Here is a 25,512-nt window from a genome sequence, read left to right as displayed (position 1 = left end):
TAATGAAGAAGACTTTAAGATCCAGCAATGTAAATCAAAACTCTTAAGCAGCAGCCCTGCAAGCACTAGCCTGAAATAGGTTGCAAGTGCCAGAAAGCAGCAACAGCTACCTTTTTTAACTCTTTGAACAGCAAAGCATTGGCAGAAAAACTCAGGGATCGATGGTTGATACATTGCAACGAATGCTTTGCTGGCAATACAACAAATGAATCAAAATTTTTCTGCCAAAATTTAGCACCTACAGATGCCTAACTGAAACCCATGCTGCGTAAGGTTTCAGTTCCAGATTAGGCTGGTTTTCTTGTTTTTAACTACTTGAGGATTCGATCGCATGGTTTCGATTTCTAAAACTCAGTCCAATGTACTCTCTGTATCCGCGCCCAGCTTGACGGCTGCAAGCCAAAGCAGCGCGGCTACTGCAACTGCAACTGCAACGGGAGTGTGCATCACAGTTCACGGTCACTTTTACCAGCCACCGCGAGAAAACCCTTACCTGGACGCGATCGAGCGCCAAGCCAGCGCCTCTCCCTTCCACGACTGGAACGAACGCATTGACAACGAATGCTACCGCCCGAACGCCTTTGCGCGCATACTAAACGATCGCGGGGAAGTTACGGGGATCGTCAATAACTATGAGTATCTCAGCTTTAACATCGGCCCGACTTTGATGAGTTGGCTGGAACGCTACGATCCGGAAGTTTACCAGCGGATTCTGGAAGCCGATCGCAAAAGCTGTCAGCGCCTCAATGGTCACGGTAATGCGATCGCCCAAGTGTACAATCACATCATCATGCCGCTGGCGAACGAGCGAGACAAGTACACCCAAATTCGCTGGGGGATCGCAGATTTTCGCTCTAGATTCGATCGCAATCCTGAGGGAATGTGGCTCGCCGAAACCGCCGTAGACTACGCCACCCTGGAAGTTTTGGCTGCTGAAGGCATCCGTTTCATAGTCTTAGCCCCCTCCCAAGCAGAACGCTGCCGCCCGCTAATCGGGCAAAACCAAGAAGACCAACAAGCAACAGATCGAGAATGGCACGAAGTCGGCGGCGGTCAAATCGATCCGACTCGCCCGTACCGCTGCTATTTGAAGCCGGAAATGCGGTTGATGGTTTCCAACCAACTTTCGCCGCTGAGCTCTCACTACTTGGGGCGCGGACACGGCCTTCATTCTCCAGCCCCAAGTTCTAACACTCCCTACATCAATATCTTTTTCTACGACGGCCCGATCTCCCGAGATATGGGTTTCAACGACGTTCTCAGCAACAGCAACCACTTGGCGGGGCGCTTGGGTCAAGCCGTGCGGGGAGACCACAGACCGGCTCAATTAATCTCCGTGGCGACAGACGGCGAAACTTTCGGCCACCACAAAAACAGTACCGAAAAATGTCTCGCCTACGCCTTCACAGAAGAGTTTCCCCGTCGGGGCTGGACGGTGACGAATTATGCTCATTATTTAAGCCAAAATCCCAGCACTTGGGAAGTGGAACTCAAACCGGTGACGGCTTGGAGTTGCTCGCACGGGGTCGATCGCTGGCAAGATGATTGTGGGTGCGGTGGTGGCGGTGGATGGCATCTCCTGTGGCGCAGACCTTTGCGGGATACTTTAAATTGGCTGCGCGATCGACTGATTCCGATTTATGAGGAATCGGGACGCAAGCTGTTTCGCGATCCCTGGAAGGCGAGAGATGAATATATTGATGTGATTCGCGATCGATCGCCCGCTAACGTTGACCGTTTTCTCGATCGCCATCAAAGTCACGAACTCGACGCCGCCGAACAGGTAGACGCCCTGCGCCTGCTGGAAATGCAGCGCCACACTTTGTTAATGTTCACTAGCTGCGGCTGGTTTTTTGAGGAAGTCTCTCGCCCCGAAGGCGTGCAAATTCTGCGCTACGCGGCCCGGGCGCTGGAATTGGCTGGGGAAGTTGCCGGAATCCAGCTAGAAAAGGATTTTATCGATCGACTCGCCCTCATACCCAGCAACGTTGACTGTTTCAAAACAGGGGCGGAAGTTTACCGCCAACTGGTGACAACAGCCCAAGTTAGTCTCAAACAAGTAGCCGCCCACTACGCGATTAGTGCTCTGTTTGCCAAATATCCCCGCGAACAGCGAGTTTACTGCTATCAGGCCCAGCAAGAAGATTTCCAAATTCAGCGTATGGGTTCGATGACTCTGGCTGTGGGTCAATTGCAGTTAACCTCGGAAATTACCCGGGAAACAGAGGTGTTTGTGTTTGCTGCGTTCCACCTCGGGGGCTGGGACTTCCACTGCTGCATTCAGCCTTTTGGCAGCCGCCGGTCTTATACAATGCTCAAAGAACGGTTGTTTGGAGTTCTGCAAGAAGCTTCGGCGGCCCACGCGATTCTGGAAATGGTGCGGTTGTTTGGGGATCAGTCCTTTAGCTTGCGAGATTTATTTGCTGAGGAACGCCACCGCATCGTGCAGTTGCTGAGTCAAGAAAATTTGACTCGCTTGGATCAGCTTTACACTCAGGTTTATCGGGAAAATTACGGGGTGATGATGGCTTTCCACCGCGACGACTTGCAGGTGCCGGTAGAGTTACAGGTGGCTGCTGAGGTGGCTTTGGGACACCGCTGTTTGACGGCGGCCAAGGCTTTGGAATTGGAAACCGAAGACGCGGAGTCGCTGCTGGCGGAAATTGAGGATCTCGCCACTGAAGCCGGCCACCTCCGCAGCCACTTGAATGTTCCTGAAGTCAAGCAAATTTTGGAACGGCTGGTTTGGCGATCGCTAGACACACTACTGCAAGCAGGATCGGGCACGGATCAACGATCGCCTCTGGAGTTGGAAGCTGATATCCGCTACATCGAGCGTTTGATTGCTGTGGGCGATCGGCTGAGTCTGGGTTTGTGTTTGGACAAATCGCAGGAACTGTATTTCGATTCTCTGTACAGTCAAATTGTGCCTCTGTGTTTGGGCTGGCTGCAACGAAAAGATGCCTCGGCGGGGGAAAGTGCGGTGGTTCCCGTTGCCTTGGGTATCGCGCCTTCTGATGGCGGCTGGGAGTTGCCTTCGATCCGGCAGTTGCTGGAGTTGGGTCAAACCTTGGCCGTTGATGTTGAGTGTTGGTTACATCAGTTAAGCCGATCGCTAGTCGATTAGCCTGCATCAATTCCGGCAGTTGAGAAGTTGCCCGATGGGTTTAAATGCCGATCGGGCTGTGGGGATCGAGGGATAGTCGATCGGCATTCAGGCGGACGGGCGATCGAAGTACCGACAGACAACCGCCAATTTTCTTGGAGTCAGTTATGGACGCGCGGAGACCGAAGAAACCGGGTTTTTTACCCTGATTGCCGACTACCGCGAAGGATTTTCGTAAAAAACCCGGTTTCTTGCCACCCGTGCATAAGTCCTATGAGTTTTCGCTCTACTTCTGTGGGAAGATGAAAAGACTGTCCCCAAAGCCGGCAGGTGTTATCCACTTGCAGGCTTTGTAGAGCTTTGAAGAGAGAACACTAAATTTTTAGCTATGAAAATTGGCGATCGCGTTTGCATTAAAAACTCTGTTGTTGTCTACCACCACCCTCAAAATCGCAGTCAACCATTTGATATTAAGGGTATGGAAGGAGAAGTCGTGGCGATCGTTCACGAATGGCACGGCAGACCTGTCAGTGCTAATTGGCCGGTTCTAGTTCAGTTTGACAAAAAATTTCGAGCTCACTTCAAAGAAGATGAAGTCGAATTGATATCTTCGGAAGTCTAGCACTCTCAAAACTTGCAGCCGGAACCCAAAGATAATCTCATAGCATTTTAGATTTTAGATTCTTCGACTTCGCGAGCGAACAAGTTTGAGATTTGAGATTGGGAATGATATCATGTCCGTTCAATAGACCGCAATAAGATAGGTTCGTAGTGCGCCCGAAAGTCCGCAGCATTATGCGGTCAATAGACCGCACTACGAACTTTCATTGTTATAGTAATAGACCGGACATGATATGACTGATGAGATAAGGGTTTGGAGATTTCCTACAGTTGCATTGCTTTTGGCAACTAATATCAAATCCGGTAACATAACTATCAAAGAGTTTGTAGTGAGGAATTCAGTTTTTTCTCAGGCTTTTAACCAGCGGCCGGACTAAAGTCCTTACTACAAACCATCTTTTTTTGTTTAATGCTTAATTGTTCGACCGTCGGCGGCAGAACCAACCGAAAAGGTTGAAGTCTCCCTGCATTTTCTGCAATTCCTGCTGGTGCTGCTTGGCTGTAGCGTAGTACCACTGACAGTGACGTTCTAATTCTTGACGGTACTTAATTTCGCCGTAAAACTCGCGAACAATTTGGTTTTGTTGGAAAATTTCGGCTGCTGGGGTCGATTCTGGGACAACGTTTTGCAACTCGTGGGGCAACATGATTGTTTGGGGGCGACTGTGGCAAATATTGGCTGTAATGACTTTAAGCTAACATATAGCAGTTGACAGTTGACAGTTGACAGTTGTCAGTGGATAGTTGACAGTTGACAGTTGTCAGTGGGAATTGTTGCATCCGTTACATCCGCTACATCCCGCACATTGCAAGGGCGGCCGAACTTCCTTCTTAACTTAAGATATTCAATCCCAAATCCCAAATCCCAAATCTAAAATCTAAAATCTCTTAAAGCCATCCGCGCAGGCGATACACCATTAAGCCGATGTATTCTTTCAAAGCTTTAGTGGACTGGTGTAGATAATAGGTATCCGGCAATAAATCTAAGGCGAATGCTTGACCATTGTTTTGAGAGGTGGCGATATCCTGCTGCGTTATCTGAAAGTCGGTTGGTGCTGCAATTACTTTGATTCCCTGACGCTGAAAAATTAAGAGGGATCGAGTCATGTGCATCGCCGATGTCACTAGCAAAACCTGGTTTTGTATACCTTGAGCGTCTAATATTTTCCGCACGTTGACGGCATTTTGATAGGTGTTGTGGGAATCGGGATCTTGCAGAATTGCTGATGCCGGTACGCCCATTGTTTGGGCAATTTCTGCCATATCTGCCGATTCGGGAGAGCCCCCGCCTTTCCAATCTACTCTACCGCCAGTCAGAACTAACAGGGGAGCTTTGCCTTGACGGTAAAGTCGGGAAGCGTATATTATACGATCGCCCGCTTCGCCCAATTCTACCCAAGGACGGGGCGCTAGCGCGGCTTTGACACCGCCGCCCAAGACAACAATCGCGGATGCTTGGGGAAGTTCGGCGGTTGGTATATTTTGCCATTCGAGCGATCGAACTAACGATTTCGACACCCAACCGGTACTTCCAAGCAGTAAAATAATTAGAGCCCCAGCCATTGGCGCCGCCGCCCATTTGGGACGTTTCCAAAGGGTGATTAAAGCCGCCATCATCAACAAGCAACTCAACCCCAAAGGATAAATCAACAGCGGCAGAAGTTTAGACAGAAATAGAAACATTCAGCAAGTAATGCAAATTGCTAGTTAGCGGTAATGGTAATCGGGAATTGGGAATTGGTAATATTGCGTCATATAAATTAACAGCAGTAAGACTGGTTCGTAGTGCGGACTTTAGTCCGCAGCATGAGAGCGGACTAAAGTCCGCACTACAAACTGAGTGGTTCGTAGTGCGGACTTTAGTCCGCAGCATGAGACCGGACTAAAGTCCGTACTACAAACTGATTGGTTCGTAGTGCGGACTTTAGTCCGCAGCCTGAGAGCGGAATAAATTCCGCACTACAAACTGTTTTTTTACGGTAATCTACCGGAAATGATATAGTTGGTAATTGGTGATTAGTAGACTTATTACCAATATTTTATTAATACAAGAACCGCATATTCAAAGCAGATAATTTCAATATAGGCAAGCTTAGGAGTACCAGGGATAGTAATTATCTTGACCTAAAAGTTTAATTTTTATGATTGAGTTTTGAATTTTACAATGTTAAAATTAAAGCTCAAAACTCAATAATAAAAAAAGTTTTTCGTGCTAGCGGCGATCTTCGGGTTCTGACAGCCAGTCAAACAGTGAAGTAGCTTCACGCCGGGAGGTTTTATATTTATGGCCGTCTACTTCCACGACTTCTTTATTGAGGATAGCATCCGAGGTTTTCTCCTTGGAACGTGTATTCGGGTTGAGTAGTAGTTCGTTGTGCCACCAAGCGACCATTAAACCTGCGGCCACACCACCAAGGACACCAAGGCCAATACTTATGGGCAGTATACATCCTACTAAGCGAAACCCAACGGTAAACAACACAAACCAGATCAGCGCGGGGTTAAACCCCTTGGAGTCTCCGTTAAATTTTGCCATGAGCTGCAAGTTGTTTTTGTAATAATACAGAAAGATATTGACAATATTAGCAGAGAATCAAGATTCGCAAGGGCGATCGCACTGCAACTACTCCCCACAAATCAAGTTTAATTGTACCTCTAAGTCGGGCGCGGTATCTACAACCTTTACATAAATTTGCTCTAATTCTGTAAAAGGTTCTTCTTCGGCTTGCTGCGAGATCAATAGTTCTGCTGTCGCGTCGGAAATATCGCCCGTGCGCTGTTGCAGTCGTTGTCGCAATACTGCCATTGGTGCGGTGCAGTACACGATTTGCAGCGACAAGCCGTGGGATTGAGCTTGATTTATTGCATCGGTTCTCCAGTTTTGGCGATCGAACTTAGCATCTAAAATCACATCCCAACCTCGCTGAGCCAGCATTATGCCCAACTTTAACAATCTACCATAAGTCCGTGCCGTCATCTCATCCGAGTACAAATCTTGCCCGCCGCGTTCATTTAATGGAATTCCGCCTAAGTGTTTGCGAACAGCATCGGAGCGAATGTGAATCGCCCCAGTGCGGCGGGCCAAATATCGAGCCGCTGTACTCTTCCCAGAACCAGACAAACCAGACATCAAAGTTAACTTTCCCGGGCGCAGTTTTGTGTATTCCCAAGCCAGTTTATAGTAATGAGCGGCAGTCTGTGAAATCTGTGCTTTTTCCGCCGTAGAAACCGAGCTATCGTCCAACATTAACGAAGTTACTTTTGCTCTCACATAAGCTTGACGGCTCAAATACAGCGGCAGCACTTGCAATCCTTCCCAATCGCCAGTTTGTTCGATGTAAGTATTGAGAAAAACATTGCCTAAATCTCGGCGTCCCCGCGATTCTAAATCCATGACTGTAAAAGCGATATCGTACATGACATCAACAAACCGAAAAGGCTCGTTAAATTCAATGCAATCAAATATCAATATTTTATCTTGCCACAGTGCGATGTTCCGTAAGTGCAAATCTCCGTGGCACTCGCGAATTTTATTATTAGCAATCCGCAGATTGAACAATTCTTGATTTTCCGCAAAAAACCCATCACTATAATCTTTGGTTTCCTGATACTGAGTCTGAGTCTGCGGCCCACCGATATACTTTTGCGAAATGCGGTAATTGTTATTTATTACTGTGCGAATCTGACCGACTTCGCCAAAGGTACGAATGTAGCTATTGCTAATTGCCGTGCTGTGAAAGTTGGCAACTTCTCGCCCTAAATTTGCCATAACTTGCTCGGTCAACAATCCGCGCTCCAACAAACTGAGCAACAGCGAATCTTGAGGAAACTGTCGCATTTTTAGTGCATATTCTACAGCAAGTTCTGCCGGAGTTACATCGAGTTCATTACTGCCAAAGTGAAACGTATCGTCGCTTTGAACAATTGGCAAAACTTCGAGATATATTTCCGGTGCTGTGCGTCGGTTCATTTCCAATTCTTGAATGCAGAAGTGCTGCCGTTTTTCCAATGTTGAATAGTCCAAAAAACCAAAATCAACTGGTTTCTTGATTTTGTAAGTATAATCTCCCGTCAGCAAGACAAAGGAAATGTGAGTCTGAATAAGCTGGACTGGTTTTGTGACGCTGTGGGGGTAAAACCCAGGCTCCAACATCTGCTGAATTAAAGGTGGGAGATAAGCCATATCGATTTTATATTTTGGATTTTAGATTTTAGATTGAGGATTTTTAGATTGAGGATTGGGGATTTTGAGATTGGAGATTGGGATTTGTAGATTTTATACCAAGCCTTAAAAACATTGCTACAAAAAATAAATTAGAGGTTTTGACCTGTATCGATTTTAAATCTGAGATTTTAGATTGGAGATTTTTAGATTGAGGATTGGGGCTTTTTAGATTGGCGATTGGCGATTGGTAGATTTTATACCAAGCGTAACAAATATTACTACAAAAAAGAAATTAGAAGCTTTGACCTGTAGGGACACGGCACTGCCGTATCCGGCAATTTATGATTATGACAAATAATTTCTATTACGCTTATTAATAAGCGTAGTGACAATTTTTCAAAATAGTATTAAATTGGAGATTTATAGATTGGGAATTTATAGATTGGGGATTCGGGATTGAGGATTGGGGATTTGTAGATTGGTGATTCGGGATTGAGGATTGGAAAATTTGGGATATTGACTTTCATCCGATTTATTATAGAGTTGATAGTTAGCGTAAACAAAAAAGTAGCAATGACTCAAAATAATCAAGAATCCGGTTCCGTGGATGTGTTTGGCGTGGGCAATGCCCTGGTGGACATCTTAGCATTAGTCGAAGATGAATTTGTGGTCAAGCACGGGCTGAATCGCGGCGCGATGACGCTGATGGATTCGGAAACCCAGGGGGGACTTTTGCACGATTTGGAACACAATTCGCTGCAAATGCGATCGGGGGGTTCTGCGGCCAATACGATGATTGGTTTGGCTCAGAGCGGCGGTAAAGGCTATTATTCGGGGAAGGTTGCTAAGGATACTAACGGCGAATTTTACCGCCAAGATTTGCTGGAAGCCGGGATTGATTTTAATGTGCATCCTGCTACTGAGTCTAACGGGCCGACGGGTACTTGTGTCGTGCTGACTACGCCGGATGCGGAACGCACGCTGTGTACTAATTTGGGGGTTTCTACTACTCTGGCGGCGACTGATATTGATGTCGATCGCCTGTCTCACTGCAAGTACAGTTATGTTGAGGGCTATCTTTGGGATGCTCCTGAACCCAGAAAGGCTAGTATTAAGACGATGGAAGAGTCTAAGCGTCTGGGTGTTAAGGTGGCTTTTACTTTTTCGGATGGCTTTTTGGTCGATCGATTTGCGGATGATTTTCACAAGGTGGTTTCGGAATATTGCGATGTGATTTTTTGCAATGCTGACGAGGTGCGGAGCTTTTTTAAGGAGGAATCTCTGGAAGAGTGCGCTCGGAAGATGAGCGCGATTTCGGATTTGGCTTTTATCACGAATGGGGATAAGGGCTGCATGGTGGTGGAGAACAAACAGATTGTGGATGTGGCTGGATTTCCCGTAAAGGCGATCGATACTGTGGGTGCTGGCGATGCTTTTGCGGGCGGTGTTTTGTTTGGCATTACTAATGGTTTGAGTGCTGCACAAGCGGCTCGTTGGGGCAATTATTTGGCTTCTCTGGTGGTGCAGATTCACGGCCCCCGTCTTGAAGGTTCTCAGGCTCATTTACTGAATCAGGTGATTTCTGGTTAGTAGTTGAAAATGAGGATTCTCTGGGGGATGGCTGCGATTCATATACTTTTTTAACCGATGATTTACAGGTGGGATACAATCAATGATTAGTCACAGGCAAGATGCCTGTGCCACAATCAATGCACAGGCATCTTGCCTGTGCCACAATCTAATGATTCACAGGCAAGATGCCTGTGCCACAATCTAATGATTCACAGGAAAGAAACGACTTGAAGCGCAGTAAAATCTATTGATTCAGATACTCCCCAGAGGTCAAAAACCCGGTTTCTATGTAGATTGCTCGTTGTTTAACGAAGATTGCTCGTAGAAACCGGGTTGATGAGAGCCTGAGTTTTAGTATTGTGTTAAAATCAATGAAAGCTTAAGTAATCGCACTTGAAATGGTAACAACTATATCGACTCCTCCTCAATCTCTGGTAGTTTATCGCTTGGTTGAGAGGAATTACGAAGAGAGGGAGAATAGTTTGGCTTTTGGGTTTTTGCCGATCGCACAAATCCCCATTTTGATTGAGCAAAGTAAAACTATTGGACAAAGGGCGGCCGTGCGTTTTTTTAGGGACAGGGTGAGAGAGGTTTTGGCGGGGGAGTGAGGGTGGTTTTTGTAACCGCAGATGATTCACAAGTGAGACACCCGTGCCACAATAAACGCGGATGGGGGAAAGGGATCTCGCACGCCAATTCAAGGTATCTGGAAAACACATTTATGGCGGAAAGTAGCGATAAATATCTTTCCGGTGGAGAATCCTCACAAAAGTAATAGTCTCGCCATCAAAATAAAAACCTATTCGATATTCCCCAACCCGAAGCCGATAGGCATTGTCATCGCATTTTGATTTTTTTAAGTTAATAATTGTCTGTAAATCAGTAACATTGGAAATTTCCTCAAAAACGATCGCTTTGACTTACTCAAAGACAGGCGCACTTTTAAGAGCTTTTAAATCCTTTAAAAAACTGGGCAGATATTCGACTTTCATTCTTTTTCGAGTTCGGCAAGTGCTTCCTGTAAACTTAACGGCTTTTCATCTTTTACTTGGCGCATAGCCTGGAGAAGTCCTCTATCTTCGATCGCCTCTAGGAGATACTGATAGTCGGTATAGTTGAGAATGACTTGACTGATGTTGCCTTCGGTATCGAATATTAATTCTTTGGCAAGTGGATAGTCTTCTATTTTCATAGATTTTGATGGTTGGGAGGGAATGATGTTTCTATTTTAACTGCTTGAACCGCAGATCAACGCGGATGGACGCGGATGAGGGAAAGGGCGATCGCTTTGGGAAATAAATCAACTATAATTACTAAAATAAAGATAAATTGCACTTTATCTATAATCCGATTATGACTGTTATTGAACAAATTTACGCGATCGTCAAAACCCTTCCCCAAAACCAAGCTAGCGAAATTCTCGCTTTCGCTGAGTTTATTCGTGCCAAGTACCTGAATGCCCACAAATCCACCGATACAGTAGATTCTTTAACTTCTTGGCAGGAATTGGTTTATGCCCTCGGTGGAACGTGGGCAGAAGATTTTCCTACTTTGGAGGAGATTCGTAGCGAGTCGGGGGAAGACATTTTGCGGGAGAGCTTTTAGATGTACGTTTTGGATACAAACACGCTAATTTACTACGCTTCAGCGTAGTATTGAAGAAGTTAAAATGGAATATAATTTGTGATGAATAAGCAACCCCACATCCCCGACCCAGAAACATCTAAACGCTTGCTTGCTAATCTCCACCGAACTCGCATGGAGGTTCAAGAAGTTAATTTAGAATTAGGAGAAATTAATGCGATGCTGGCAGAGCAGTTGCGTCTGCAAAAATTGCAGCGAGTCAGGCAATCGCTCACTCGATCGACAGCAGAGTTGTAAATACATTTGATTTATGAAGTGTACAACCGTGAAAAAATGGTTATACCTGTTGAGTTTGTGTAATAAGTGATAAGGGCGAGATATCTTTTTGACGAAAGGGCGCGCTTTTGAACCGCAACGGATGGCTTATCAACGCGGATATATCGCGACTCAAGGGTGAGGAGTAATTGCAATAACTGTAATTGCTCCTTGATTCGGGCCGTAATACCAGAAAACTCGAAATGCTGCTGGTGTTTTGTTTTCGACGTAGGCCTCAAATACTTCTTCTTCATTAGGGCCTGATAAGGTATCATATTTATGGATTTTTAAACTGGGATGGCGTAAATTAGTTACCATTAACCCAAGTGTTTTTAGGACTTTATTCTATTGTTTTGTATCTAATTCCTGAAGACTCACCAAGCTCTCTCTAGCTGATGAAGAAAATTCTATGCTAAAATTCATTCCTCTTCAATCTCCAAATCAGCATACTCCGAAAAATCACCTAAATTGTGTACTTCACCTTTAGCTGCTTGTTGGATACCTCTTTGGACTGATGCTAATGCTTGTGGGTTTTGCCACAACCACTGTTCGCGATCGGGTATATTGGCGATCGGGTCTAATAAGATTTGTCCGGCTTCGTTGACGAGCACGCGATACTCTGTTGATTTGGTTTCGAGGTTTAAACTGAGTTGTCCTTGTCGATCTGTGCTGATTGAGTTTTTAATAATCCAAAACTGATCTTTAGCTATCATGAATTTATGTGATATTGCATAAGAGGGAGTTTTAGTTATTATAACAAGTTAGATTTTGTTTGTCTATTCTAATGAAGTTGAGGTCGATCGCACTTTTGAACCGCAGACACACGCTGATGGACGCGGATGGGGGGAAAGTCGATCGCACTTTTGAACCGCAGATACACGCTGATGGATGGGGATGGGGGAAAGGGCGATCGCACGGCAAGTTAATCTAAGTCTAAGTGAAGTTTGAGAGCAGCATCTATCAATTGCATCATTTCCGGGTTCAAGTTTCCCACCACATTAGCACCCAGCCGTTGTCTAGAAATTGTCCGCACTTGTTGCGCTTGCACTTTGGAAGGTTTGGGTAAACCGCTGTCTTCTGAACTAATTAAAACCTCGAAAGGATAAACACGGGTGACATTAGAGGTAATTGGTATAATTGTAACTGTGTCGGCTGCACAGTTATTTGCATCATTACTCACTACCAGCACGGGACGGCGTTTATCCATCTCAGAACCAACCGCTGGACTGAGATTAGCATAGTAAATTTCACCACGTTTCATCTGTCAATCCATCGGCAATTGTTAGATCCCAAGCGGTGTCAATTTCACTGGATGCTTGTCGGTAAGCGGATTCTAGTTCCTGATTTCGCAATAGTTCGAGAGCTACTTCTATTACTTGGGATGGGGATTTGCATCCTTTAGTAATTTTGTAGGTTTCAATAAACTGTAGTAGCGATTGTGGTAAGGAGATTGATATTTTTTCGGCTTGCGTCATCTTGGCAATTGGTAATTACGAAGATTATTGTTTGATTGTAGCACGAGGGGGAAACAATGGTCAATGTTACTATTGAAAGGCCGATCGCACTTTTGAACCGCAGATACACGCGGATGGATGCGGATGGGGGAAAGGTCGATCGCTCTTTTGAGCCGCAGATGCACGCTGATGGACGCGGATGGGGAAAGGGCGATCGCACTTTTGAACCGCAGATGCACGCTGATGGACGCGGATGGGCAAAAGGGCGATCGCACTCAGGTAGCAGTAGGACAATAAAACGTAAATCTAGGTTGTTCTATCGTTAATTTTTGTCAAGTTTGCAAAATATACTGACTAATAATCTGTTTGAGTTCTTGAGGAGCTTCTTTGGCAATCGCCGCTCCTAAATCGGGACGAACAACCCACCACCAAACGAGCGTTTCTAAATGATTTGGCGGTTCGTCGTCGGGGCACCATTCAATAGTATTTTCGTTAACACCAATAATATTGGCACAAAGATTGTTGGCAATGGCAACGCGATCGTCTAGTTTTTCAAATTGTACGATGTCTTGCCAGGGCATTTGATGGGGAATAGAATTGAGTATTGATTGGATGTCTAGAGTCAGCATTCGACTGTTCCTCCGAAAGCTCTGATAATTCTGATGCCAAAGTCTTGTTGTTCTTCAAAAGATTTAGTACCGATCCATGCTCTAACTGTTAAAGTATTTGTACCAGTTAGTTCGGGTTGGATGGAGTTGTATAAATTGGTGATTTCTTGATGAATTGACCCAGTACCATGTTCGAGTCGGATGAGATTGCCTGTATTGTGTATTGCTTCTGCCCCAAATCGTTGTAAGTTTGATGTTGTTTGCCCAACTATATGATGCCACGCTAAGCCCAATCCTGCCACCCCGATCGTTCTTTTAAATTCACTAAAGGTTTGAAAGCCTTGCCCCGGTCTTTTCGGTGAAATGACTGTCATTAATGCTAGTTCTCTAGCTATTCGTATAGCTATTTGTCGTCTAGTTTCGTCTGTCATTTATCTGAATTAGCTTGCACTTCTTTGACTTAATCCTATCATGGGACATCTTGATTGTTACCAATTTTGATATTGAACTAGGTAATATAAAAAGGGCGTGAAGCGAAGCTATCCCGTAGGGAATCGCACTTTTTGACGAAAGGTCGATCGCGCTTTTTATTAACCACAGATGGACGTGGGGTGAGTGCGTGGGTTGAGTGATGAAATAACGAGCTTTCGCCTCATTTTACGGATATTTTGACTTCCTTATTTAAAGAGAATCGTTCTACTTCTATAAATTTAAAATCACCAAGATTAATGGGAAATTCTAGAAAGTCTCCCCGATTCAATTGAGACATTAGCTTATACAGTTTAACACTGGCTTCGGGATTCCATCTAAAGGTTTTGCAGAAATGCCGATCGCCCTTGATTAACGGGATAGTTTGTCCCGAAACCTTTGCTGTTTCTGCGGTCATTGTGAACTGATGCCGATCGCGATCGAGCAATACGATCATATTGAATGTTCCCAATTCGCTCGCTGGTTCTATTGAAAGCACTGTGATATTCATGGGATGCCTCAGAAAACTGCAATTTGATTCCAAACCTTTAAAAATTCATCTATATTCATTTTATACCTTGTCCCTTCCCAGGGGTCTCGAATTAGAACAAGTCCTGTCACATCGAGACCGTCAACTACTACCATGTGTCCGACTCTGTTACCAAATTCTTTCATTTGAGCCATCCACGACTGTTCAGTATTTAATAACAGGTTAAAAGCTGCTAGAGGTGTTGATGTATCAATAAAACCAGCTTGCCATTGATGAGAAGTAGCCGGAGTCAGTTCGTTAAGGGCATTGGCAATTTCTTCGGCCGATGTGGGTGCTCCTGTTAAATTTTCAATAGCGTCTTGCTCTATATTAGCAATTCCTCGGTCTTTGAGGAGTATTTCAGCACTAGCAGGGCCACAAGATAGGTTACTTTGCTGTCTGACAACTGTGGAGTCAACAATTTCATCAATGACTGGCCAACGACCACCCGCTCCGAAAAGTGCTGGCGAGTCCTCTTGAGGTTCGGGTGAACTGCTAGGCTTTGTACTGATGAGGATACTCCTGAGAAAAGAATAGGGTTTATAGATCGTATATCGCGAGCTTGATTTTCACAAGGGCGATCGCTCTTTTTGACGTAAGGTCGCACTTTTGAACCGCAGATGCACGCGGATGGACGCGGATGGGGGGGAAGGGCGATCGCTCTTTTTGACGTAAGGGCTATCGCACTCAAATGATAGCTGTTAGGCGAGTCACTTTAGATTCTTTGAAAAAACCCATCCCTAATCTTTTGCTCCTCATCATTGGTGAAAGTACGATTAAATCCTACTAAATATTCAGTGCCTAATACCATAGCAGTTTCTACGACAGGAGGCATCAAGTTACCACTTCTTGGGGTATTAATTGATGGTCTTGAGATTGGCAAGAATTTAATGTTATCTTTATTCTCCCACAATTTACCAGATAAGCTTATTTTGTCAACACCTCCTCCTCCAAAGAAATTACCAAATCCAAAGTCTGTAATGATATCCACTTCATTGATACTGGTAGCACCCTCGCCAGGTGAAAAAACAAATATATCACTGCCATCACCACCTGTTAGAATGTCTTTGTCTGCACCCCCAATCAGTATATCGTCATCCTCATAACCATTAAGAATGTCTGCACCTGAGCCACCAATTAATGTATCCTTATTGTTGTCTCCATTAAGAGTATCATCGCCACCTTCTCCGTCAATTTTATCATTTCCTTTTCCACCCCAAATTAGATCATTGTTTGCACCACCAAAAATGATGTCATTGTCTTGCTCGCCGTAGATGGTATCATTGTCTTGATCGCCGTAGATGGTATCATCGCCAGAACCACCAAAAATGCTATCATTTCCTGCCTTACCGTAAAATATGTCTTTGCCTGCACCGTTATAAAGTGAGCTACCTTGAGAAAAAATACCATCGGAACCATCTAAAGTATCCTTTCCGTTAGTACCGTAAACGATGTCATCATCATTGCCACCATTCTTATTTTTTACAGTCAAAAATAGTGGCTTGGGCAAATCTTTATCATCTTTGAGATCTTCTCTTTTAATCTGGGGAGTATCAAATGCCAGAATTCCTGCATGGCGATTATCGTAAGCTTTTTCTTTGCCTTGGAGATCATCACTCAAAATAGAGTTTAGGCTCACTAAATTGCCAATATCTCCCAACTCATTTTTTTGGATAATCAAATTCTTGAATGCTTCGATAACCCACTGATGCTCTTCCCCTGTATCTGCACGAATACCATCACTAAAATTCATCTGGAATGATTCGTCTGCCTGTCCTGCAAAAATTTGATTTCCAGACAGACTGTTTTTACCAACAAAAGCTCTAGAAAAACGGGATACTTCTTTGAAGTTAGGCAGATATATTTTATCACTTCCTGAGTCAGGAGATATAAAATCCATTACTGCTGTTGTCCCATCTACATCATATCCAAATCCTGGCTGTCCCAGTGCTAAGCCGCTAATGTTAGCTTGAGATGGCGGATCGAGGGCAAATATTGTATTTACACCTATTCCTTTACCATTTGGATCTATACCTTTTTTGTCTGCTGTTTGTTCTTCTTGCCATATGCGAGCTATTTCATTACTAAGTAATGAACCGAGGCTATGACCAATTAAATTAAGATTTTTACTGGCATACTCCGCATCAACTCCAAATTGTTCTTTCAGATTCTTTACTACCCATTTAGCAACCGGTCTAATCCACTTAGCAGCCGTGTAATTGCCAAGCCTTTGTAGAGCAAGTAGACTAAGTGGATCAAATTCTTTATCATTCAGCTTACCCCCAGCCGCTGCTTCCTTCCAGTCGAGAAGTAGAACTCGATCGTCGGGATTTGCCTGAGCAACTGCTTTTCCTAAATCAGAAAAATCGCCTGCATAGTTAGGATTGTCGTCAGCACTAACATTCAAACCATGAATGACGAGCCATGTTTGTTTTGCTTTAGTTGAGCTTTCTGGAACGAATTGAAGATTGACATTTCGAGATGTCTTGCTCATCAAAGTATCGAGAAAATATCCGTAGGGTAGCTTATCATATTCTTGAACCAGTTGTATAGGTGCTGCATTGGCAGCAATTTCTATGTTTTTATCGGTTATTGAGTCAACAAAATTAGCCTCGACTTTGCCTGTTACAAGGAAAGGAGTCACACTTACAGTCGTCGTTAAAGCCGGGGTTGGAGTCGGAGTTGGAGTTGGAGTTGGCGTTGGAGTTAGAGGAGTTGGAGTTGGAGTCGGCGCTTGAGTCCGAGTGGCAGATGGAATAGACGCTGCACCAATAATCTTACTGTTGTTGCTAATACCTGTAATATTTCTATCGAAAGTCCCTTTTCCTGTTGCTGGATCAATAATAATTCGCTTGTTATCACCTGTGAAACCGACAAGAGTGCTTCCCTCTAAGGATAAGTTATAGAGTTTACCAAAGCCAATGTCACCAATTTTAGTGGATTGACCAGTTAAGGAAACCGAAGACAAGGTAGAGGTAGAGGTAGAGGTAGATGGACTACTGTCAACTAACAAAAATCGGTTATTGACAGGATCAAATACCATGTCTACAACTGAATCTCCGTTCACAGGAAAGTTTGCTATTGATGATAAAGTCCCATCTTGGGGATTAATGGTGTATAATGTAGAGCTATTGGTACTAGAGCTAGGGAAACTAGCTCCGTAAAGTGTGCCATTAGGCAAAAATTCCAGAGCGTCCATGAACACATCAGAAGGCAAGTTGCCAATCAATGAGGATGAATCTGAGCCGGCATCTAAACTGTATAACTGGTTAGACAAACTAAGGCCCCCAATACCTAAAATCTTGTTGTCATTAGATAAAGCAACATCAAAGTAATATGGTGAACTGATGGTGTTAACAAAAGTTCCTATCTTTACAAATCTTCCTAATGGATCAACTGTCCCCACCTCTCCAGTCCCGCCGGTTGTAACTAGGGATGAGGCAATCCCTAATGACCCAGTATTAATAGTATAATTTCCTATTTCACCAGAGTTAGCACTCGTAGCCCGAAGAATATAATCAACCCCGGGAACCTTCGTAAAACTTAGTTGTGAATTTCGACTACCACCTGAGTCGTCATTAAAGGCAATCACTGCACCTGTTGAAGCATTTACCAGTTGTAGGTAACTGTCAATCGCAGTAGAATCGAGGTTGACCTGAACTTGCTGCCAATTGGAAAACCCACTCAATGTATAGTCATCCGAGAAGCTACCCAATTTTTTAGGATTTTTAGTATCAGTGGTGCTCAAACTTTCGCTAATCGTTTGCCCTAAAGTAATATTCGCCATAATCCCATCTCCTCAAAAATATAGTTGCGCGAAAACCAGCAAAGCCCGCCTTGCAAACCTTGCTATATACCTATCAGGGCGTTCATCTGCTTTTTATGCAAATCACCCGATTTTTGTAACAAAACTTTACATTGCTCAAATAGCCGCGAAGCAAAGCTATCCCGTAGGGAATCGCCCGATCGCCAATCCGCACCCTAAAACTTAGATCTGTAGCCCCCAAAAAAGACTCATCATTTGAAGTTACTCTGGATTCCTGAATCTGTCTAGGTTTAACCGCTCACTTTTTAGCTCAGCATAAACGGCTCATTTGGCTCATTTAGCTCATTTAGCTCATCTTTCGGCTCTCCGATGTAGTCTATAATTCCATTGGGGCAAAATTATGGTAAAGGAGTAAAAATGGCAGGTTTGCTCAGAGCTTCCGAAGAAGGATTGAAAATCATTGACATGGTAAGACGCAACCTCGAATGGAACAAAACTGAGGATTCTTGGTGTCTTGCAGCTTTAGTTTCAACAGCAACCTTAAAGCGGTTTTGGGCGAGAAAAGGAATTAGACGAGAAAACTTTATCAATATTTGCAACGCGGTAGAAATAAACAACTGGGAATACATTGCTGAAGGCTACAAAATTCAGAAAACAGAACCACTTTTTGCCGCCTCGATCGCAGATATCGCCCTAGACACCCAAACCGATCGCACATTCGCACTTCCCGACAACATACCCCCAGTCTGGAATTGGCTCGATCGCACCAAAGAAATCCATGTCTTAAAAACCCTAATCACTGATCCTGCTCCCCCCCTTAGCAAGGGGGGGCTGGGGGGGGTTCCCATCGCTGCGATCGCCCTTGTCGGCTTACCCGGAATCGGCAAAACAACCCTGATCAGTCAACTCATCCGCCAACTTCAAACAGAAAACAATCCCTTTGTCGCCGTCGCTTGGCAATCTTTGGAATTTGTCAAAAATCAAGCACCTCAATTTGATTGGTTTCTCGATTCCCTCCTATCTGCACTTTCCTCCGTAGATACGCCTAACTTTTCCGAGCAAAATGCACCAAGTGCGGCCCCAGTGCACTCATTCCAAAAGATCGAAAAACTGCTAAAATTGCTCAAAAGTAAACCATGCTTAATTGTGTGCGATCGAGTAGAAACGATTATGCAATTTGGGCGAGCCGAAACCGCCGGATATTTTTCCGAAACCCAATCGGAATATGCTTGGTTGTTCAAACTACTTATAGAAACAGCACATCAAAGTAAAATCATATTTATCAGCCGCGAAACCTTAGCAGAATTGCCGCCTACAATTACTCGCGAAATGACGCTCGATGGACTCACAAACAATTGCGCTGTTGCCCTATTGACATCATTTAATTTAATCGCTACAATAGAAGAGATGACCGAACTTGCCCACCGCTATCAAGGACATCCCGAAGCCTTGCAACTGGTAGCCTCATTGATTCGCGATGACAGCGAATATCAAGGCAATGTCAGCAAATTTTTGCAAGATAGAGACTGGTTGCTAATTCGACCGATTGAGAGTCTGCTAGATGAAATGATAGCGCGTCTCAGCGACATGGAGCGAACTTGCTTGAGCCGAATTTCTGTATATCAAACCGCAGAATATCCGCTGGATTTTGCGGGAATTGCGGCTCAAATGCCCGAAGTTAGCAAGTACGAACTCAAAGAAAATATTATTCTCGCACTCAAACGCCGACAATTGCTGTATTATGATTTTCAGCGATCGTCTTACCAGTTGCATCCGTTAGTGCGCGAAAAGGGCGATAGGTTGTTGAATCAAAATCCCGAAAACTTTCGCACCGCACACCGCCAAGCTTACCACTATTTTATCAGCATTCCCCTCAAACCTGAATCGGAATGGCAAGATATTGAGGATATTAAGCCGCTGATCAGAGCACATTATCATGCTTGTCAGGCTGGGGATTTGGATGCAGCAGCGATCGCTATTTCTGGAGTTGATGAATATCTGAAAGTGTGGAATTGTCAAGAGCAGATTTGCAGTTATTCGCCGTTACCATTGTTGGCTGATGTGCAAGAATTTACCGAAGATTTGCCGCAGGATAGCCCATATTCCCCGTAGGAAAACGGCACTGTCGTATCCATATTCCCCGTAGCGAAACGGCTGAAAATTGTTTGGTAGCAAGACTTTTTATAAATACTATTATATCCGCCAGGGAGCCAAGACGATCGCACTCGTGACAAAGGCTTTTGACGCTCCGCAACAGATGTTCCCAATTTCCTAACTCGGCAAACTTAATTTCAATACTTGTCCAACTGATATCTCGTGCTTGTGCGTCGCTACTACCACCGCACCTTCTAATCGCGGATCGTAACATCCAACCCACGCCGCAGGATGGCATTCGTGCACTAAATACCCGTACAGCCAAATCGCCCCTCTACCTTCAATGACAACTCCTTGGCTGAATTGAACTTCTGCGGGAATTTTTAAACCTTGTAAATCATCTGGTGTGATAATACCGTCTTGAGTTGTAATTCGCAACCGCAAATGTTGGTAAGCTAAACCGTCTTGAGTTTGATTGGGGATTATTTTTAATTCAATCGGATTCATTGGATGTTCTAGTGGTGAATGTTGCGATCGAATCATATACCTTTTAGGGTAAATTGGGAATGCGATCGCCCACTTTGAGTCCCAATTGCGCCGCCCTTCCGCCTCGGAGCTCTATCACTCCGTCTACCGGAACATCCGGGCCGTAGTTGGGGCAGGTTTCGCTCAAACACGGCGGTACGTTGGGAATTATCGCCTGCACTACGCCTTCCCGCAGAAAAACCATATCAAGATCGATTAACACGTTTCTCATCCAGAAACGCACGTTTCGCGCGGGGGCGATCGGGAAAAACATTCCCCTGTCGTCGGGTAATTCTGTCCGAAACATTAAGCCGATTGCTTGTTCTTGGGGAGTTTTTGCTACTTCCAATCCGATCGCCCCCGCGCCCAAAACCGTGCTAACAGAAACTGGCAAAATCTGACCCGCATCTATCCCGCTAAACATTGATATAAAGTTGGATTCAGTCAGATTAGGTTTTCCCAAAACAACTCCTAAATAATTGCCAGATTTTTTATCTTTCATAACTGTTTGGTTGTCGGAAACAGAGATATCCAAATCGCTAAATTTTATGCCATCTGTCAACACAATTTTATCATTGCCGCTGCCAAAATCTGTAATTACATCGGCTTGGGCGACAGTAGATGCGGCCCTGGTGCTTTCAACCACAAATAAATCATCGCCGGCGCCTCCTGTCAAGATATCTTTGCCTTCACCGCCGATTAGCAAATCGTTACCCCGATCGCCATTAATCCAATCGTCCCCCTCTCCTCCATAGATTGTATCGCTTCCCTGGCCTCCAGACAGCGTATCGGCCCCTTCATTTCCGGCGAGCAAATCATTGTCGCGATCGCCAAAAATCAGGTCATTTCCCGCCAAACCTTGAATAGTATCATTACCCGCCAATCCTCTGATCGTATCGCTGCTGGCGCTTCCCAGGAGAAAGTCGAAGCCGAAAGTACCGCTGATGTCAACCATTTTGCATTTAATAAGCTGGTGTGTATCTAATTTTCAGAATCCTGTCTCTTAAAACTCTTGTGGGGTGGGCATCCTGCCAGCCCCAAAATTTAAATGCAAATCCCACAACAGCTTAATGTCTTTAATAAGAGGAAGATTTGGCGATCGGCATCCGCCAGCCGGTACCAAAAGCTCGATCGCTAATTTTCAAACCCGGGGCTGCTTGTCGCCGTTTAAACTCAGCTTGCCTGACTAATTTTACTACACGTTTAACCACTGCTTCGTCGTGTCCCGCCGCGATCGTTTCTGCGACAGATTCGTGATGTTCGATCAACCGCTGCAAGATGTCATCCAAAACGTCGTAAGCAGGCAAAGAATCTTGGTCAACTTGCCCCGGTTTTAGTTCGGCACTCGGCGCTTTATCAATAATATTAACCGGAATAACTTCACGCTCTGAGGACAACGGAACATCCCCTACATATCCGCCAGCATTCAGCCACCGACAAAGCGAATAAACGCGAGTTTTTGGCACGTCGGAAATCACCGCCAATCCGCCATTCATATCGCCGTAGAGAGTGCAGTACCCCACCGACATTTCCGATTTATTGCCAGTGGAAAGCAGCAAATGTCCGAACTTGTTAGAAATTGCCATCAACAGATTGCCGCGAATCCGCGATTGGATATTTTCTTCGGCAATCCCGAAAGTGGTATTGACAAACAAATCGGCGAGAGTGCGATCGTAAGTTTTCATCAAATCGCCGATCGGCAATAGTTCGATCGCAATTCCGAGATTTTTCGCTAATTCCAAAGCATCATTAACCGAATGATCCGAACTGTAAGGAGAAGGCATCAGCACTCCCAGCACGTTTTCCGGCCCGATCGCGCAACTAGCGATCGCCGCCACCAAAGCCGAATCTATCCCGCCACTCAAACCGAGTACCACCTTAGAAAAACCGCACTTGCGAACATAATCTCGCACTCCCAAAACCAAAGCCTCCCAAATTTCTGCATCTCCTAAAGGCGGATGAAAACTCAAATTTGTTGTGCAACCGGCATCTTGCCCGTTCCCGCCGCTGCCAATTAAATCTTGTTTAACTGCGTCATATTCCACCACCGCAAAATCACTTTTAAAAGAAGCCAATACCTGAATCAAATCACCCTTTCGATTCACCGCAAAACTGCTGCCATCAAAAATAATATCATCATTTCCGCCTACCTGATTAGCGTAAACAATCGGTAGCCCGCAGCGAATGACGCTGTGCTGCAACATTGCCGATCGCACTCCCCGCTTGCCCGCAGCATAAGGCGATGCCGACAAATTCACCACTAAATCTACGCCCAATTTTGCCAAATCAGCAACCGGATCGCCCGCGTAACTCCGTTTACCCCAAAACTCCTCATTGTTCCACAAATCTTCACAAATTGTCACGCCGATTTTGAATTCACCAATAGTAAAGTAATTGCTGCTTTCTCCAGGTTCAAAATATCTGTCTTCATCAAATACATCATACGTCGGCAACAATCTTTTGTGAAAAACTTGTTTTACGGCGCCATGTTGCAACAAAACAGCGCTGTTAAACAAGGATTTGCCACCTAGTTTACCAGCATGAGGATTCGGTACGGCAGTACCAACTATGACAGCCAACTGCGGCGGCAAAGCTTGGGCGAGGTGCTGCAACTGTGCGCCTGCGGCTGCAATGAAACTCGGATCGATCAACAAATCGCGCGGCGGATAGCCGATCGAGGAAAGTTCCGGTGTTAGCAATAAATTTGCGCCCTCAACAGCAGCTTTTTTCGCCGCCTCCAGAATTAAGTTGGAGTTGCCAAAGATATCACCAATAATCGGGTTGAGTTGTGCGATCGCAATTTTCATATTACCCAGTCACCTCATAAATCTTGCTAACAGTCCGCCCGCGCGGACTTAATATCGTATACTCCTAGATTTGACCTTCTTGAAACATTACTCAGATTTGTAATGTTTCAATTCTTCATCAATAAAATGATTTACCAAATCGCGGTAGAGTTTTTCAACTACATCAGGATTCAAACCAGATTCACTCGCCCACTCGCGCCGCTGTTGCAACATGGCATGAAAGCGATCGGGTGCTCTCACGCTAGCTTCAGTTGTTTTGAATCTTGCTGCTGCGATGACATATTGAAATCTTTTGCTCAAAGCATCGATAACTTCTCGATCGATGATATCAATTTCCTCCCGAACCTCCTGAATATTAGCACATTCATCAGGGTCTTTCATCATAGGTACTCCTTAAATAGGTTATTTTCTAATATTACTAAATTGATCCCTGAATGTCCCTCGATTTTACATTTTATATTTTACATTTATTCACCTTGATTAATCTCAGAGCTGGAACGGGGGCCTAAAATTTGGGCTCTCCACCAAGCTAGGGTGGTGGGCTTCTAGTTGTTTAGGGGCCCGGCGATCCAAGAAACAGCTAGATAAACACCAGTGGCTTATTTTTTAAAGGAGCAAAAGCCGCCGCATCAAAGCGGTACAAACTAGCAGGGCGGCCCGCACCGCGCGAAACCTTCACACCGGTATCGCACAAAAAACCCAATTTCAACAAGCGAGCTCTAAAATTAGAATAATCAGAAAAGTTTTCCCCTAAAATAGTCGTATACAATTGATACAGATCGCTCAATGTAAAAAGCTCCGGCAAAACTTCAAAAGCTACCGGGCTGTATTCAAGTTTGTTACGCAGTCGTCGGTATCCGTATTCGAGAATTTGATTGTGATCGAAGGCCAGCTTAGGAACTTGTTGGACGGGATACCAAGCAATGCCGCCGACGCGGTGGCCGACACCCGCCACTACACTACCAGCAATTAACTCAGCTTCGTCAAACCGCACCAACGCAAAATAACTCACCGAAAGATAGCGATCGCCCCTGGTGAATTCTCTCGGATCGCGCCCCGGTTCTCCAAAAGTATACAATTGCTCCAAATACAAATTTTTGACCCGAATTTTCTCAGACAAAATTCGGTAAGCTGCATTTTCCAGAGACTCTCCGTGCCGTACCAAAGTACCGGGAAGACTCCAAGTATCGATAAACGGTTCGTCTTGCCGCATCACCAGCAGCACCAACAAGCGATTCTGCACGGTATCGACAGAAAAAATTACATTATCTACTCCTACTTTAAAGTCAGCTAATGAGCAACCTTCGCTCTTTTTTGTGCCTCGTGCCATGCGTACAAATGCTCCCGATTAATATAATCCTCTATGGTTGGAGTTAGGGCTTCTGTGTCTCCTGTTTCGCGATAGGAGGTAGAAGAAACATTGGGAGCGTTCAAAGATGCGATCGCCACATCTGCACCCAAGCGCCTCAACTGCCACAAATCTAATTTTTCTGACGGATAACCAGGGCGCGGTACTATCAGCAACTCGACTTCTTTTAACAACTGTTCAAATTTGTACCAGCGAGGCAATTGTCCCACTAAGTCGGAACCTATTACCATCGTCAACTCTGCATCCGGCCACTGCAATCTTGCTTGTTCCACAGTTTCTAGCGTCCTCGGGCTGCTGAGTTCTGGATGCAAGCACAGATTGTGTCTGGGCGAATTAATTTCTTGAATGATTAACAGCAGCATTGCCGATCGATGTTCGAGGGATGTCTGGTGCGACTTAAAAGGATTGTCTGAGGCCCAAACTGCCACCCAGTCAAAATGTTGAGAAAGCCAACTCAGGATTGTTTTGTGTCCCGCAGTAGGTGGATCGGCGCTGGTTCCAAACAAGGCAATTTTTTGCATAGGAAATG

32 protein-coding genes are annotated in these 25,512 nt (G+C 44.9%); 9 read left to right on the top strand and 23 right to left on the bottom strand.

Annotation, left to right across the window (positions count from 1 at the left end; translation table 11 throughout):
* Positions 1 to 331: 331 nt before the first annotated feature.
* Positions 332 to 3,127: a DUF3536 domain-containing protein gene (locus QZW47_RS05080; RefSeq protein WP_293124675.1), complete on the top strand. Its 2,796-nt coding sequence runs from the start codon at positions 332 to 334 to the stop codon at positions 3,125 to 3,127.
* Here the strand turns inward: QZW47_RS05080 and QZW47_RS05075 are convergent.
* Complete coding sequence (locus QZW47_RS05075; protein ID WP_293124673.1) at positions 3,124 to 3,249, bottom strand: hypothetical protein; 126 nt, start codon at positions 3,247 to 3,249, stop codon at positions 3,124 to 3,126. The genes QZW47_RS05080 and QZW47_RS05075 overlap by 4 nt on opposite strands.
* 245 nt (positions 3,250 to 3,494) lie before the next feature.
* Between QZW47_RS05075 and QZW47_RS05070 the strand changes: the two genes are divergently transcribed.
* A complete protein-coding gene (locus QZW47_RS05070; protein ID WP_293124671.1) occupies positions 3,495 to 3,728 on the top strand; it encodes a ferredoxin-thioredoxin reductase variable chain in 234 nt (77 codons plus the stop codon).
* Positions 3,729 to 4,140: 412 nt separating this feature from the next.
* Here QZW47_RS05070 and QZW47_RS05065 read toward each other — a convergent pair whose 3' ends face one another.
* The 5 genes from QZW47_RS05065 to QZW47_RS05045 all read right to left on the bottom strand — a co-directional run bounded on the left by QZW47_RS05065 (position 4,141) and on the right by QZW47_RS05045 (position 7,910).
* A complete protein-coding gene (locus tag QZW47_RS05065) occupies positions 4,141 to 4,374 on the bottom strand; it encodes a hypothetical protein (protein ID WP_293124669.1) in 234 nt (77 codons plus the stop codon).
* An 86-nt stretch (positions 4,375 to 4,460) separates the two neighbouring features.
* A complete protein-coding gene (locus QZW47_RS05060; protein ID WP_293124667.1) occupies positions 4,461 to 4,589 on the bottom strand; it encodes a hypothetical protein in 129 nt (42 codons plus the stop codon).
* Positions 4,590 to 4,615: 26 nt separating this feature from the next.
* Positions 4,616 to 5,410, bottom strand: a complete 795-nt coding sequence (locus tag QZW47_RS05055) for a YdcF family protein (protein ID WP_293124665.1) — start codon at positions 5,408 to 5,410, stop codon at positions 4,616 to 4,618.
* A 529-nt stretch (positions 5,411 to 5,939) separates the two neighbouring features.
* Complete coding sequence (locus tag QZW47_RS05050) at positions 5,940 to 6,263, bottom strand: hypothetical protein (RefSeq protein WP_293124663.1); 324 nt, start codon at positions 6,261 to 6,263, stop codon at positions 5,940 to 5,942.
* A gap of 87 nt (positions 6,264 to 6,350) precedes the next feature.
* Positions 6,351 to 7,910, bottom strand: a complete 1,560-nt coding sequence (locus QZW47_RS05045) for a bifunctional aminoglycoside phosphotransferase/ATP-binding protein (RefSeq protein ID WP_293124661.1) — start codon at positions 7,908 to 7,910, stop codon at positions 6,351 to 6,353.
* A gap of 555 nt (positions 7,911 to 8,465) precedes the next feature.
* Here QZW47_RS05045 and QZW47_RS05040 point away from each other — a divergent pair.
* On the top strand, positions 8,466 to 9,482 hold the full coding sequence (locus tag QZW47_RS05040) for an adenosine kinase (RefSeq protein ID WP_293124659.1): 1,017 nt from the start codon (positions 8,466 to 8,468) through the stop codon (positions 9,480 to 9,482).
* 380 nt (positions 9,483 to 9,862) lie between these two features.
* Positions 9,863 to 10,072 carry a hypothetical protein gene (locus QZW47_RS05035; protein ID WP_366930805.1) on the top strand — a complete coding sequence of 70 codons (210 nt, stop codon included), beginning with the start codon at positions 9,863 to 9,865 and terminating at the stop codon, positions 10,070 to 10,072.
* A gap of 111 nt (positions 10,073 to 10,183) precedes the next feature.
* Here the strand turns inward: QZW47_RS05035 and QZW47_RS30095 are convergent, their stop codons facing one another.
* Both QZW47_RS30095 and QZW47_RS05030 read right to left on the bottom strand, forming a co-directional pair.
* Positions 10,184 to 10,330 (bottom strand): type II toxin-antitoxin system RelE/ParE family toxin, encoded by a 147-nt coding sequence (locus QZW47_RS30095; protein WP_366930816.1) that lies wholly within the window; start codon positions 10,328 to 10,330, stop codon positions 10,184 to 10,186.
* 122 nt (positions 10,331 to 10,452) lie between these two features.
* Positions 10,453 to 10,656, bottom strand: a complete 204-nt coding sequence (locus QZW47_RS05030; RefSeq protein WP_265239999.1) for a hypothetical protein — start codon at positions 10,654 to 10,656, stop codon at positions 10,453 to 10,455.
* A gap of 161 nt (positions 10,657 to 10,817) precedes the next feature.
* Here QZW47_RS05030 and QZW47_RS05025 point away from each other — a divergent pair, with 161 nt between their 5' ends.
* Both QZW47_RS05025 and QZW47_RS05020 read left to right on the top strand, forming a co-directional pair.
* Positions 10,818 to 11,069, top strand: coding sequence for a DUF2281 domain-containing protein (locus QZW47_RS05025; protein WP_293124655.1), 252 nt, complete (start codon positions 10,818 to 10,820; stop codon positions 11,067 to 11,069).
* 81 nt (positions 11,070 to 11,150) lie between these two features.
* Positions 11,151 to 11,345, top strand: coding sequence for a hypothetical protein (locus tag QZW47_RS05020; protein WP_293124653.1), 195 nt, complete (start codon positions 11,151 to 11,153; stop codon positions 11,343 to 11,345).
* A 150-nt stretch (positions 11,346 to 11,495) separates the two neighbouring features.
* On the opposite strand, the gene QZW47_RS05015 is transcribed toward QZW47_RS05020, so the two are convergent.
* Together QZW47_RS05015 and QZW47_RS05010 are read right to left on the bottom strand one after the other, a co-directional pair.
* The gene (locus tag QZW47_RS05015) at positions 11,496 to 11,681 is read right to left on the bottom strand and encodes a hypothetical protein (protein ID WP_293124651.1); all 186 of its coding nucleotides are present in this window, start codon (positions 11,679 to 11,681) and stop codon (positions 11,496 to 11,498) included.
* Between the two features lie 101 nt (positions 11,682 to 11,782).
* Complete coding sequence (locus QZW47_RS05010; protein ID WP_293124649.1) at positions 11,783 to 12,076, bottom strand: hypothetical protein; 294 nt, start codon at positions 12,074 to 12,076, stop codon at positions 11,783 to 11,785.
* Positions 12,077 to 12,135: 59 nt separating this feature from the next.
* Between QZW47_RS05010 and QZW47_RS05005 the strand changes: the two genes are divergently transcribed.
* Positions 12,136 to 12,294, top strand: a complete 159-nt coding sequence (locus QZW47_RS05005) for a hypothetical protein (RefSeq protein ID WP_293124647.1) — start codon at positions 12,136 to 12,138, stop codon at positions 12,292 to 12,294.
* Here QZW47_RS05005 and QZW47_RS05000 read toward each other — a convergent pair.
* Together QZW47_RS05000 and QZW47_RS04995 are read right to left on the bottom strand one after the other, a co-directional pair.
* On the bottom strand, positions 12,286 to 12,624 hold the full coding sequence (locus tag QZW47_RS05000; protein ID WP_293124645.1) for a type II toxin-antitoxin system PemK/MazF family toxin: 339 nt from the start codon (positions 12,622 to 12,624) through the stop codon (positions 12,286 to 12,288). The two genes, QZW47_RS05005 and QZW47_RS05000, sit on opposite strands and share 9 nt — an antisense overlap.
* The gene (locus tag QZW47_RS04995; RefSeq protein ID WP_293124643.1) at positions 12,611 to 12,838 is read right to left on the bottom strand and encodes a CopG family transcriptional regulator; all 228 of its coding nucleotides are present in this window, start codon (positions 12,836 to 12,838) and stop codon (positions 12,611 to 12,613) included. Before QZW47_RS04995 ends, QZW47_RS05000 begins: the two co-directional genes overlap by 14 nt.
* Before the next feature lie 56 nt (positions 12,839 to 12,894).
* On the opposite strand from QZW47_RS04995, the gene QZW47_RS04990 reads away from it, so the two are divergent.
* Positions 12,895 to 13,143 carry a hypothetical protein gene (locus QZW47_RS04990; protein WP_293124641.1) on the top strand — a complete coding sequence of 83 codons (249 nt, stop codon included), beginning with the start codon at positions 12,895 to 12,897 and terminating at the stop codon, positions 13,141 to 13,143.
* A gap of 6 nt (positions 13,144 to 13,149) precedes the next feature.
* On the opposite strand, the gene QZW47_RS04985 is transcribed toward QZW47_RS04990, so the two are convergent.
* The 5 genes from QZW47_RS04985 to QZW47_RS04970 all read right to left on the bottom strand — a co-directional run bounded on the left by QZW47_RS04985 (position 13,150) and on the right by QZW47_RS04970 (position 18,209).
* Entirely contained in the window at positions 13,150 to 13,446 is a 297-nt protein-coding gene (locus tag QZW47_RS04985; protein WP_293124639.1) for a hypothetical protein, read from the bottom strand.
* Positions 13,440 to 13,856: a hypothetical protein gene (locus tag QZW47_RS04980; protein ID WP_293124637.1), complete on the bottom strand. Its 417-nt coding sequence runs from the start codon at positions 13,854 to 13,856 to the stop codon at positions 13,440 to 13,442. Before QZW47_RS04980 ends, QZW47_RS04985 begins: the two co-directional genes overlap by 7 nt.
* A 221-nt stretch (positions 13,857 to 14,077) precedes the next feature.
* The gene (locus QZW47_RS04975; protein ID WP_293124635.1) at positions 14,078 to 14,404 is read right to left on the bottom strand and encodes a hypothetical protein; all 327 of its coding nucleotides are present in this window, start codon (positions 14,402 to 14,404) and stop codon (positions 14,078 to 14,080) included.
* Positions 14,405 to 14,412: 8 nt separating this feature from the next.
* Positions 14,413 to 14,844: a papain-like cysteine protease family protein gene (locus tag QZW47_RS30090; RefSeq protein ID WP_366930815.1), complete on the bottom strand. Its 432-nt coding sequence runs from the start codon at positions 14,842 to 14,844 to the stop codon at positions 14,413 to 14,415.
* A 293-nt stretch (positions 14,845 to 15,137) separates the two neighbouring features.
* On the bottom strand, positions 15,138 to 18,209 hold the full coding sequence (locus tag QZW47_RS04970) for a hypothetical protein (protein ID WP_293124633.1): 3,072 nt from the start codon (positions 18,207 to 18,209) through the stop codon (positions 15,138 to 15,140).
* A gap of 396 nt (positions 18,210 to 18,605) precedes the next feature.
* Between QZW47_RS04970 and QZW47_RS04965 the strand changes: the two genes are divergently transcribed.
* Positions 18,606 to 20,300, top strand: a complete 1,695-nt coding sequence (locus QZW47_RS04965; RefSeq protein WP_293124631.1) for an ATP-binding protein — start codon at positions 18,606 to 18,608, stop codon at positions 20,298 to 20,300.
* 159 nt (positions 20,301 to 20,459) lie between these two features.
* Here the strand turns inward: QZW47_RS04965 and crn3 are convergent, their stop codons facing one another.
* The 6 genes from crn3 to QZW47_RS04935 form a co-directional block, all read right to left on the bottom strand.
* Complete coding sequence (gene crn3, locus QZW47_RS04960; protein ID WP_293124630.1) at positions 20,460 to 20,789, bottom strand: CRISPR-associated ring nuclease Crn3/Csx3; 330 nt, start codon at positions 20,787 to 20,789, stop codon at positions 20,460 to 20,462.
* A 43-nt stretch (positions 20,790 to 20,832) separates the two neighbouring features.
* Positions 20,833 to 21,762 carry a DUF192 domain-containing protein gene (locus tag QZW47_RS04955; protein WP_293124628.1) on the bottom strand — a complete coding sequence of 310 codons (930 nt, stop codon included), beginning with the start codon at positions 21,760 to 21,762 and terminating at the stop codon, positions 20,833 to 20,835.
* Positions 21,763 to 21,883: 121 nt separating this feature from the next.
* The gene (locus QZW47_RS04950; protein ID WP_293124626.1) at positions 21,884 to 23,614 is read right to left on the bottom strand and encodes an NAD+ synthase; all 1,731 of its coding nucleotides are present in this window, start codon (positions 23,612 to 23,614) and stop codon (positions 21,884 to 21,886) included.
* A gap of 87 nt (positions 23,615 to 23,701) precedes the next feature.
* Entirely contained in the window at positions 23,702 to 23,998 is a 297-nt protein-coding gene (locus QZW47_RS04945; RefSeq protein ID WP_293124624.1) for an isochorismate lyase, read from the bottom strand.
* A 196-nt stretch (positions 23,999 to 24,194) separates the two neighbouring features.
* Positions 24,195 to 24,944, bottom strand: a complete 750-nt coding sequence (locus tag QZW47_RS04940; protein ID WP_293124622.1) for an NUDIX domain-containing protein — start codon at positions 24,942 to 24,944, stop codon at positions 24,195 to 24,197.
* Entirely contained in the window at positions 24,905 to 25,504 is a 600-nt protein-coding gene (locus QZW47_RS04935; protein ID WP_293124620.1) for a nicotinate-nucleotide adenylyltransferase, read from the bottom strand. Before QZW47_RS04935 ends, QZW47_RS04940 begins: the two co-directional genes overlap by 40 nt.
* Positions 25,505 to 25,512: the final 8 nt, after the last annotated feature.

This window comes from Microcoleus sp. bin38.metabat.b11b12b14.051, assembly GCF_013299165.1.
Taxonomy (GTDB): domain Bacteria; phylum Cyanobacteriota; class Cyanobacteriia; order Cyanobacteriales; family Microcoleaceae; genus Microcoleus.
This window is presented reverse-complemented; position numbering and strand designations above follow the sequence as displayed.

Excerpts from the sequence above, each read along its gene's own strand:
- QZW47_RS05080 (WP_293124675.1), top strand. The coding sequence starts at position 332 with ATGGTTTCGATTTCTAAAACTCAGTCCAATGTACTCTCTGTATCCGCG.
- QZW47_RS05045 (WP_293124661.1), bottom strand. The coding sequence starts at position 7,910 with ATGGCTTATCTCCCACCTTTAATTCAGCAGATGTTGGAGCCTGGGTTT.
- QZW47_RS05030 (WP_265239999.1), bottom strand. The coding sequence starts at position 10,656 with ATGAAAATAGAAGACTATCCACTTGCCAAAGAATTAATATTCGATACC.
- QZW47_RS04945 (WP_293124624.1), bottom strand. The coding sequence starts at position 23,998 with ATGATGAAAGACCCTGATGAATGTGCTAATATTCAGGAGGTTCGGGAG.
- QZW47_RS04985 (WP_293124639.1), bottom strand. The coding sequence starts at position 13,446 with ATGCTGACTCTAGACATCCAATCAATACTCAATTCTATTCCCCATCAA.
- QZW47_RS04950 (WP_293124626.1), bottom strand. The coding sequence starts at position 23,614 with ATGAAAATTGCGATCGCACAACTCAACCCGATTATTGGTGATATCTTT.
- QZW47_RS05050 (WP_293124663.1), bottom strand. The coding sequence starts at position 6,263 with ATGGCAAAATTTAACGGAGACTCCAAGGGGTTTAACCCCGCGCTGATC.
- QZW47_RS05070 (WP_293124671.1), top strand. The coding sequence starts at position 3,495 with ATGAAAATTGGCGATCGCGTTTGCATTAAAAACTCTGTTGTTGTCTAC.
- QZW47_RS05010 (WP_293124649.1), bottom strand. The coding sequence starts at position 12,076 with ATGATAGCTAAAGATCAGTTTTGGATTATTAAAAACTCAATCAGCACA.
- QZW47_RS04970 (WP_293124633.1), bottom strand. The coding sequence starts at position 18,209 with ATGGCGAATATTACTTTAGGGCAAACGATTAGCGAAAGTTTGAGCACC.
- QZW47_RS05065 (WP_293124669.1), bottom strand. The coding sequence starts at position 4,374 with ATGTTGCCCCACGAGTTGCAAAACGTTGTCCCAGAATCGACCCCAGCA.
- QZW47_RS04935 (WP_293124620.1), bottom strand. The coding sequence starts at position 25,504 with ATGCAAAAAATTGCCTTGTTTGGAACCAGCGCCGATCCACCTACTGCG.
- QZW47_RS05000 (WP_293124645.1), bottom strand. The coding sequence starts at position 12,624 with ATGAAACGTGGTGAAATTTACTATGCTAATCTCAGTCCAGCGGTTGGT.
- QZW47_RS04955 (WP_293124628.1), bottom strand. The coding sequence starts at position 21,762 with ATGGTTGACATCAGCGGTACTTTCGGCTTCGACTTTCTCCTGGGAAGC.
- QZW47_RS05055 (WP_293124665.1), bottom strand. The coding sequence starts at position 5,410 with ATGTTTCTATTTCTGTCTAAACTTCTGCCGCTGTTGATTTATCCTTTG.
- QZW47_RS04990 (WP_293124641.1), top strand. The coding sequence starts at position 12,895 with ATGGTCAATGTTACTATTGAAAGGCCGATCGCACTTTTGAACCGCAGA.
- crn3 (WP_293124630.1), bottom strand. The coding sequence starts at position 20,789 with ATGAATCCGATTGAATTAAAAATAATCCCCAATCAAACTCAAGACGGT.
- QZW47_RS05040 (WP_293124659.1), top strand. The coding sequence starts at position 8,466 with ATGACTCAAAATAATCAAGAATCCGGTTCCGTGGATGTGTTTGGCGTG.
- QZW47_RS05020 (WP_293124653.1), top strand. The coding sequence starts at position 11,151 with ATGAATAAGCAACCCCACATCCCCGACCCAGAAACATCTAAACGCTTG.
- QZW47_RS05015 (WP_293124651.1), bottom strand. The coding sequence starts at position 11,681 with ATGGTAACTAATTTACGCCATCCCAGTTTAAAAATCCATAAATATGAT.
- QZW47_RS04975 (WP_293124635.1), bottom strand. The coding sequence starts at position 14,404 with ATGAATATCACAGTGCTTTCAATAGAACCAGCGAGCGAATTGGGAACA.
- QZW47_RS04995 (WP_293124643.1), bottom strand. The coding sequence starts at position 12,838 with ATGACGCAAGCCGAAAAAATATCAATCTCCTTACCACAATCGCTACTA.
- QZW47_RS05025 (WP_293124655.1), top strand. The coding sequence starts at position 10,818 with ATGACTGTTATTGAACAAATTTACGCGATCGTCAAAACCCTTCCCCAA.
- QZW47_RS04940 (WP_293124622.1), bottom strand. The coding sequence starts at position 24,944 with ATGGCACGAGGCACAAAAAAGAGCGAAGGTTGCTCATTAGCTGACTTT.
- QZW47_RS04980 (WP_293124637.1), bottom strand. The coding sequence starts at position 13,856 with ATGACAGACGAAACTAGACGACAAATAGCTATACGAATAGCTAGAGAA.
- QZW47_RS05035 (WP_366930805.1), top strand. The coding sequence starts at position 9,863 with ATGGTAACAACTATATCGACTCCTCCTCAATCTCTGGTAGTTTATCGC.
- QZW47_RS04965 (WP_293124631.1), top strand. The coding sequence starts at position 18,606 with ATGGCAGGTTTGCTCAGAGCTTCCGAAGAAGGATTGAAAATCATTGAC.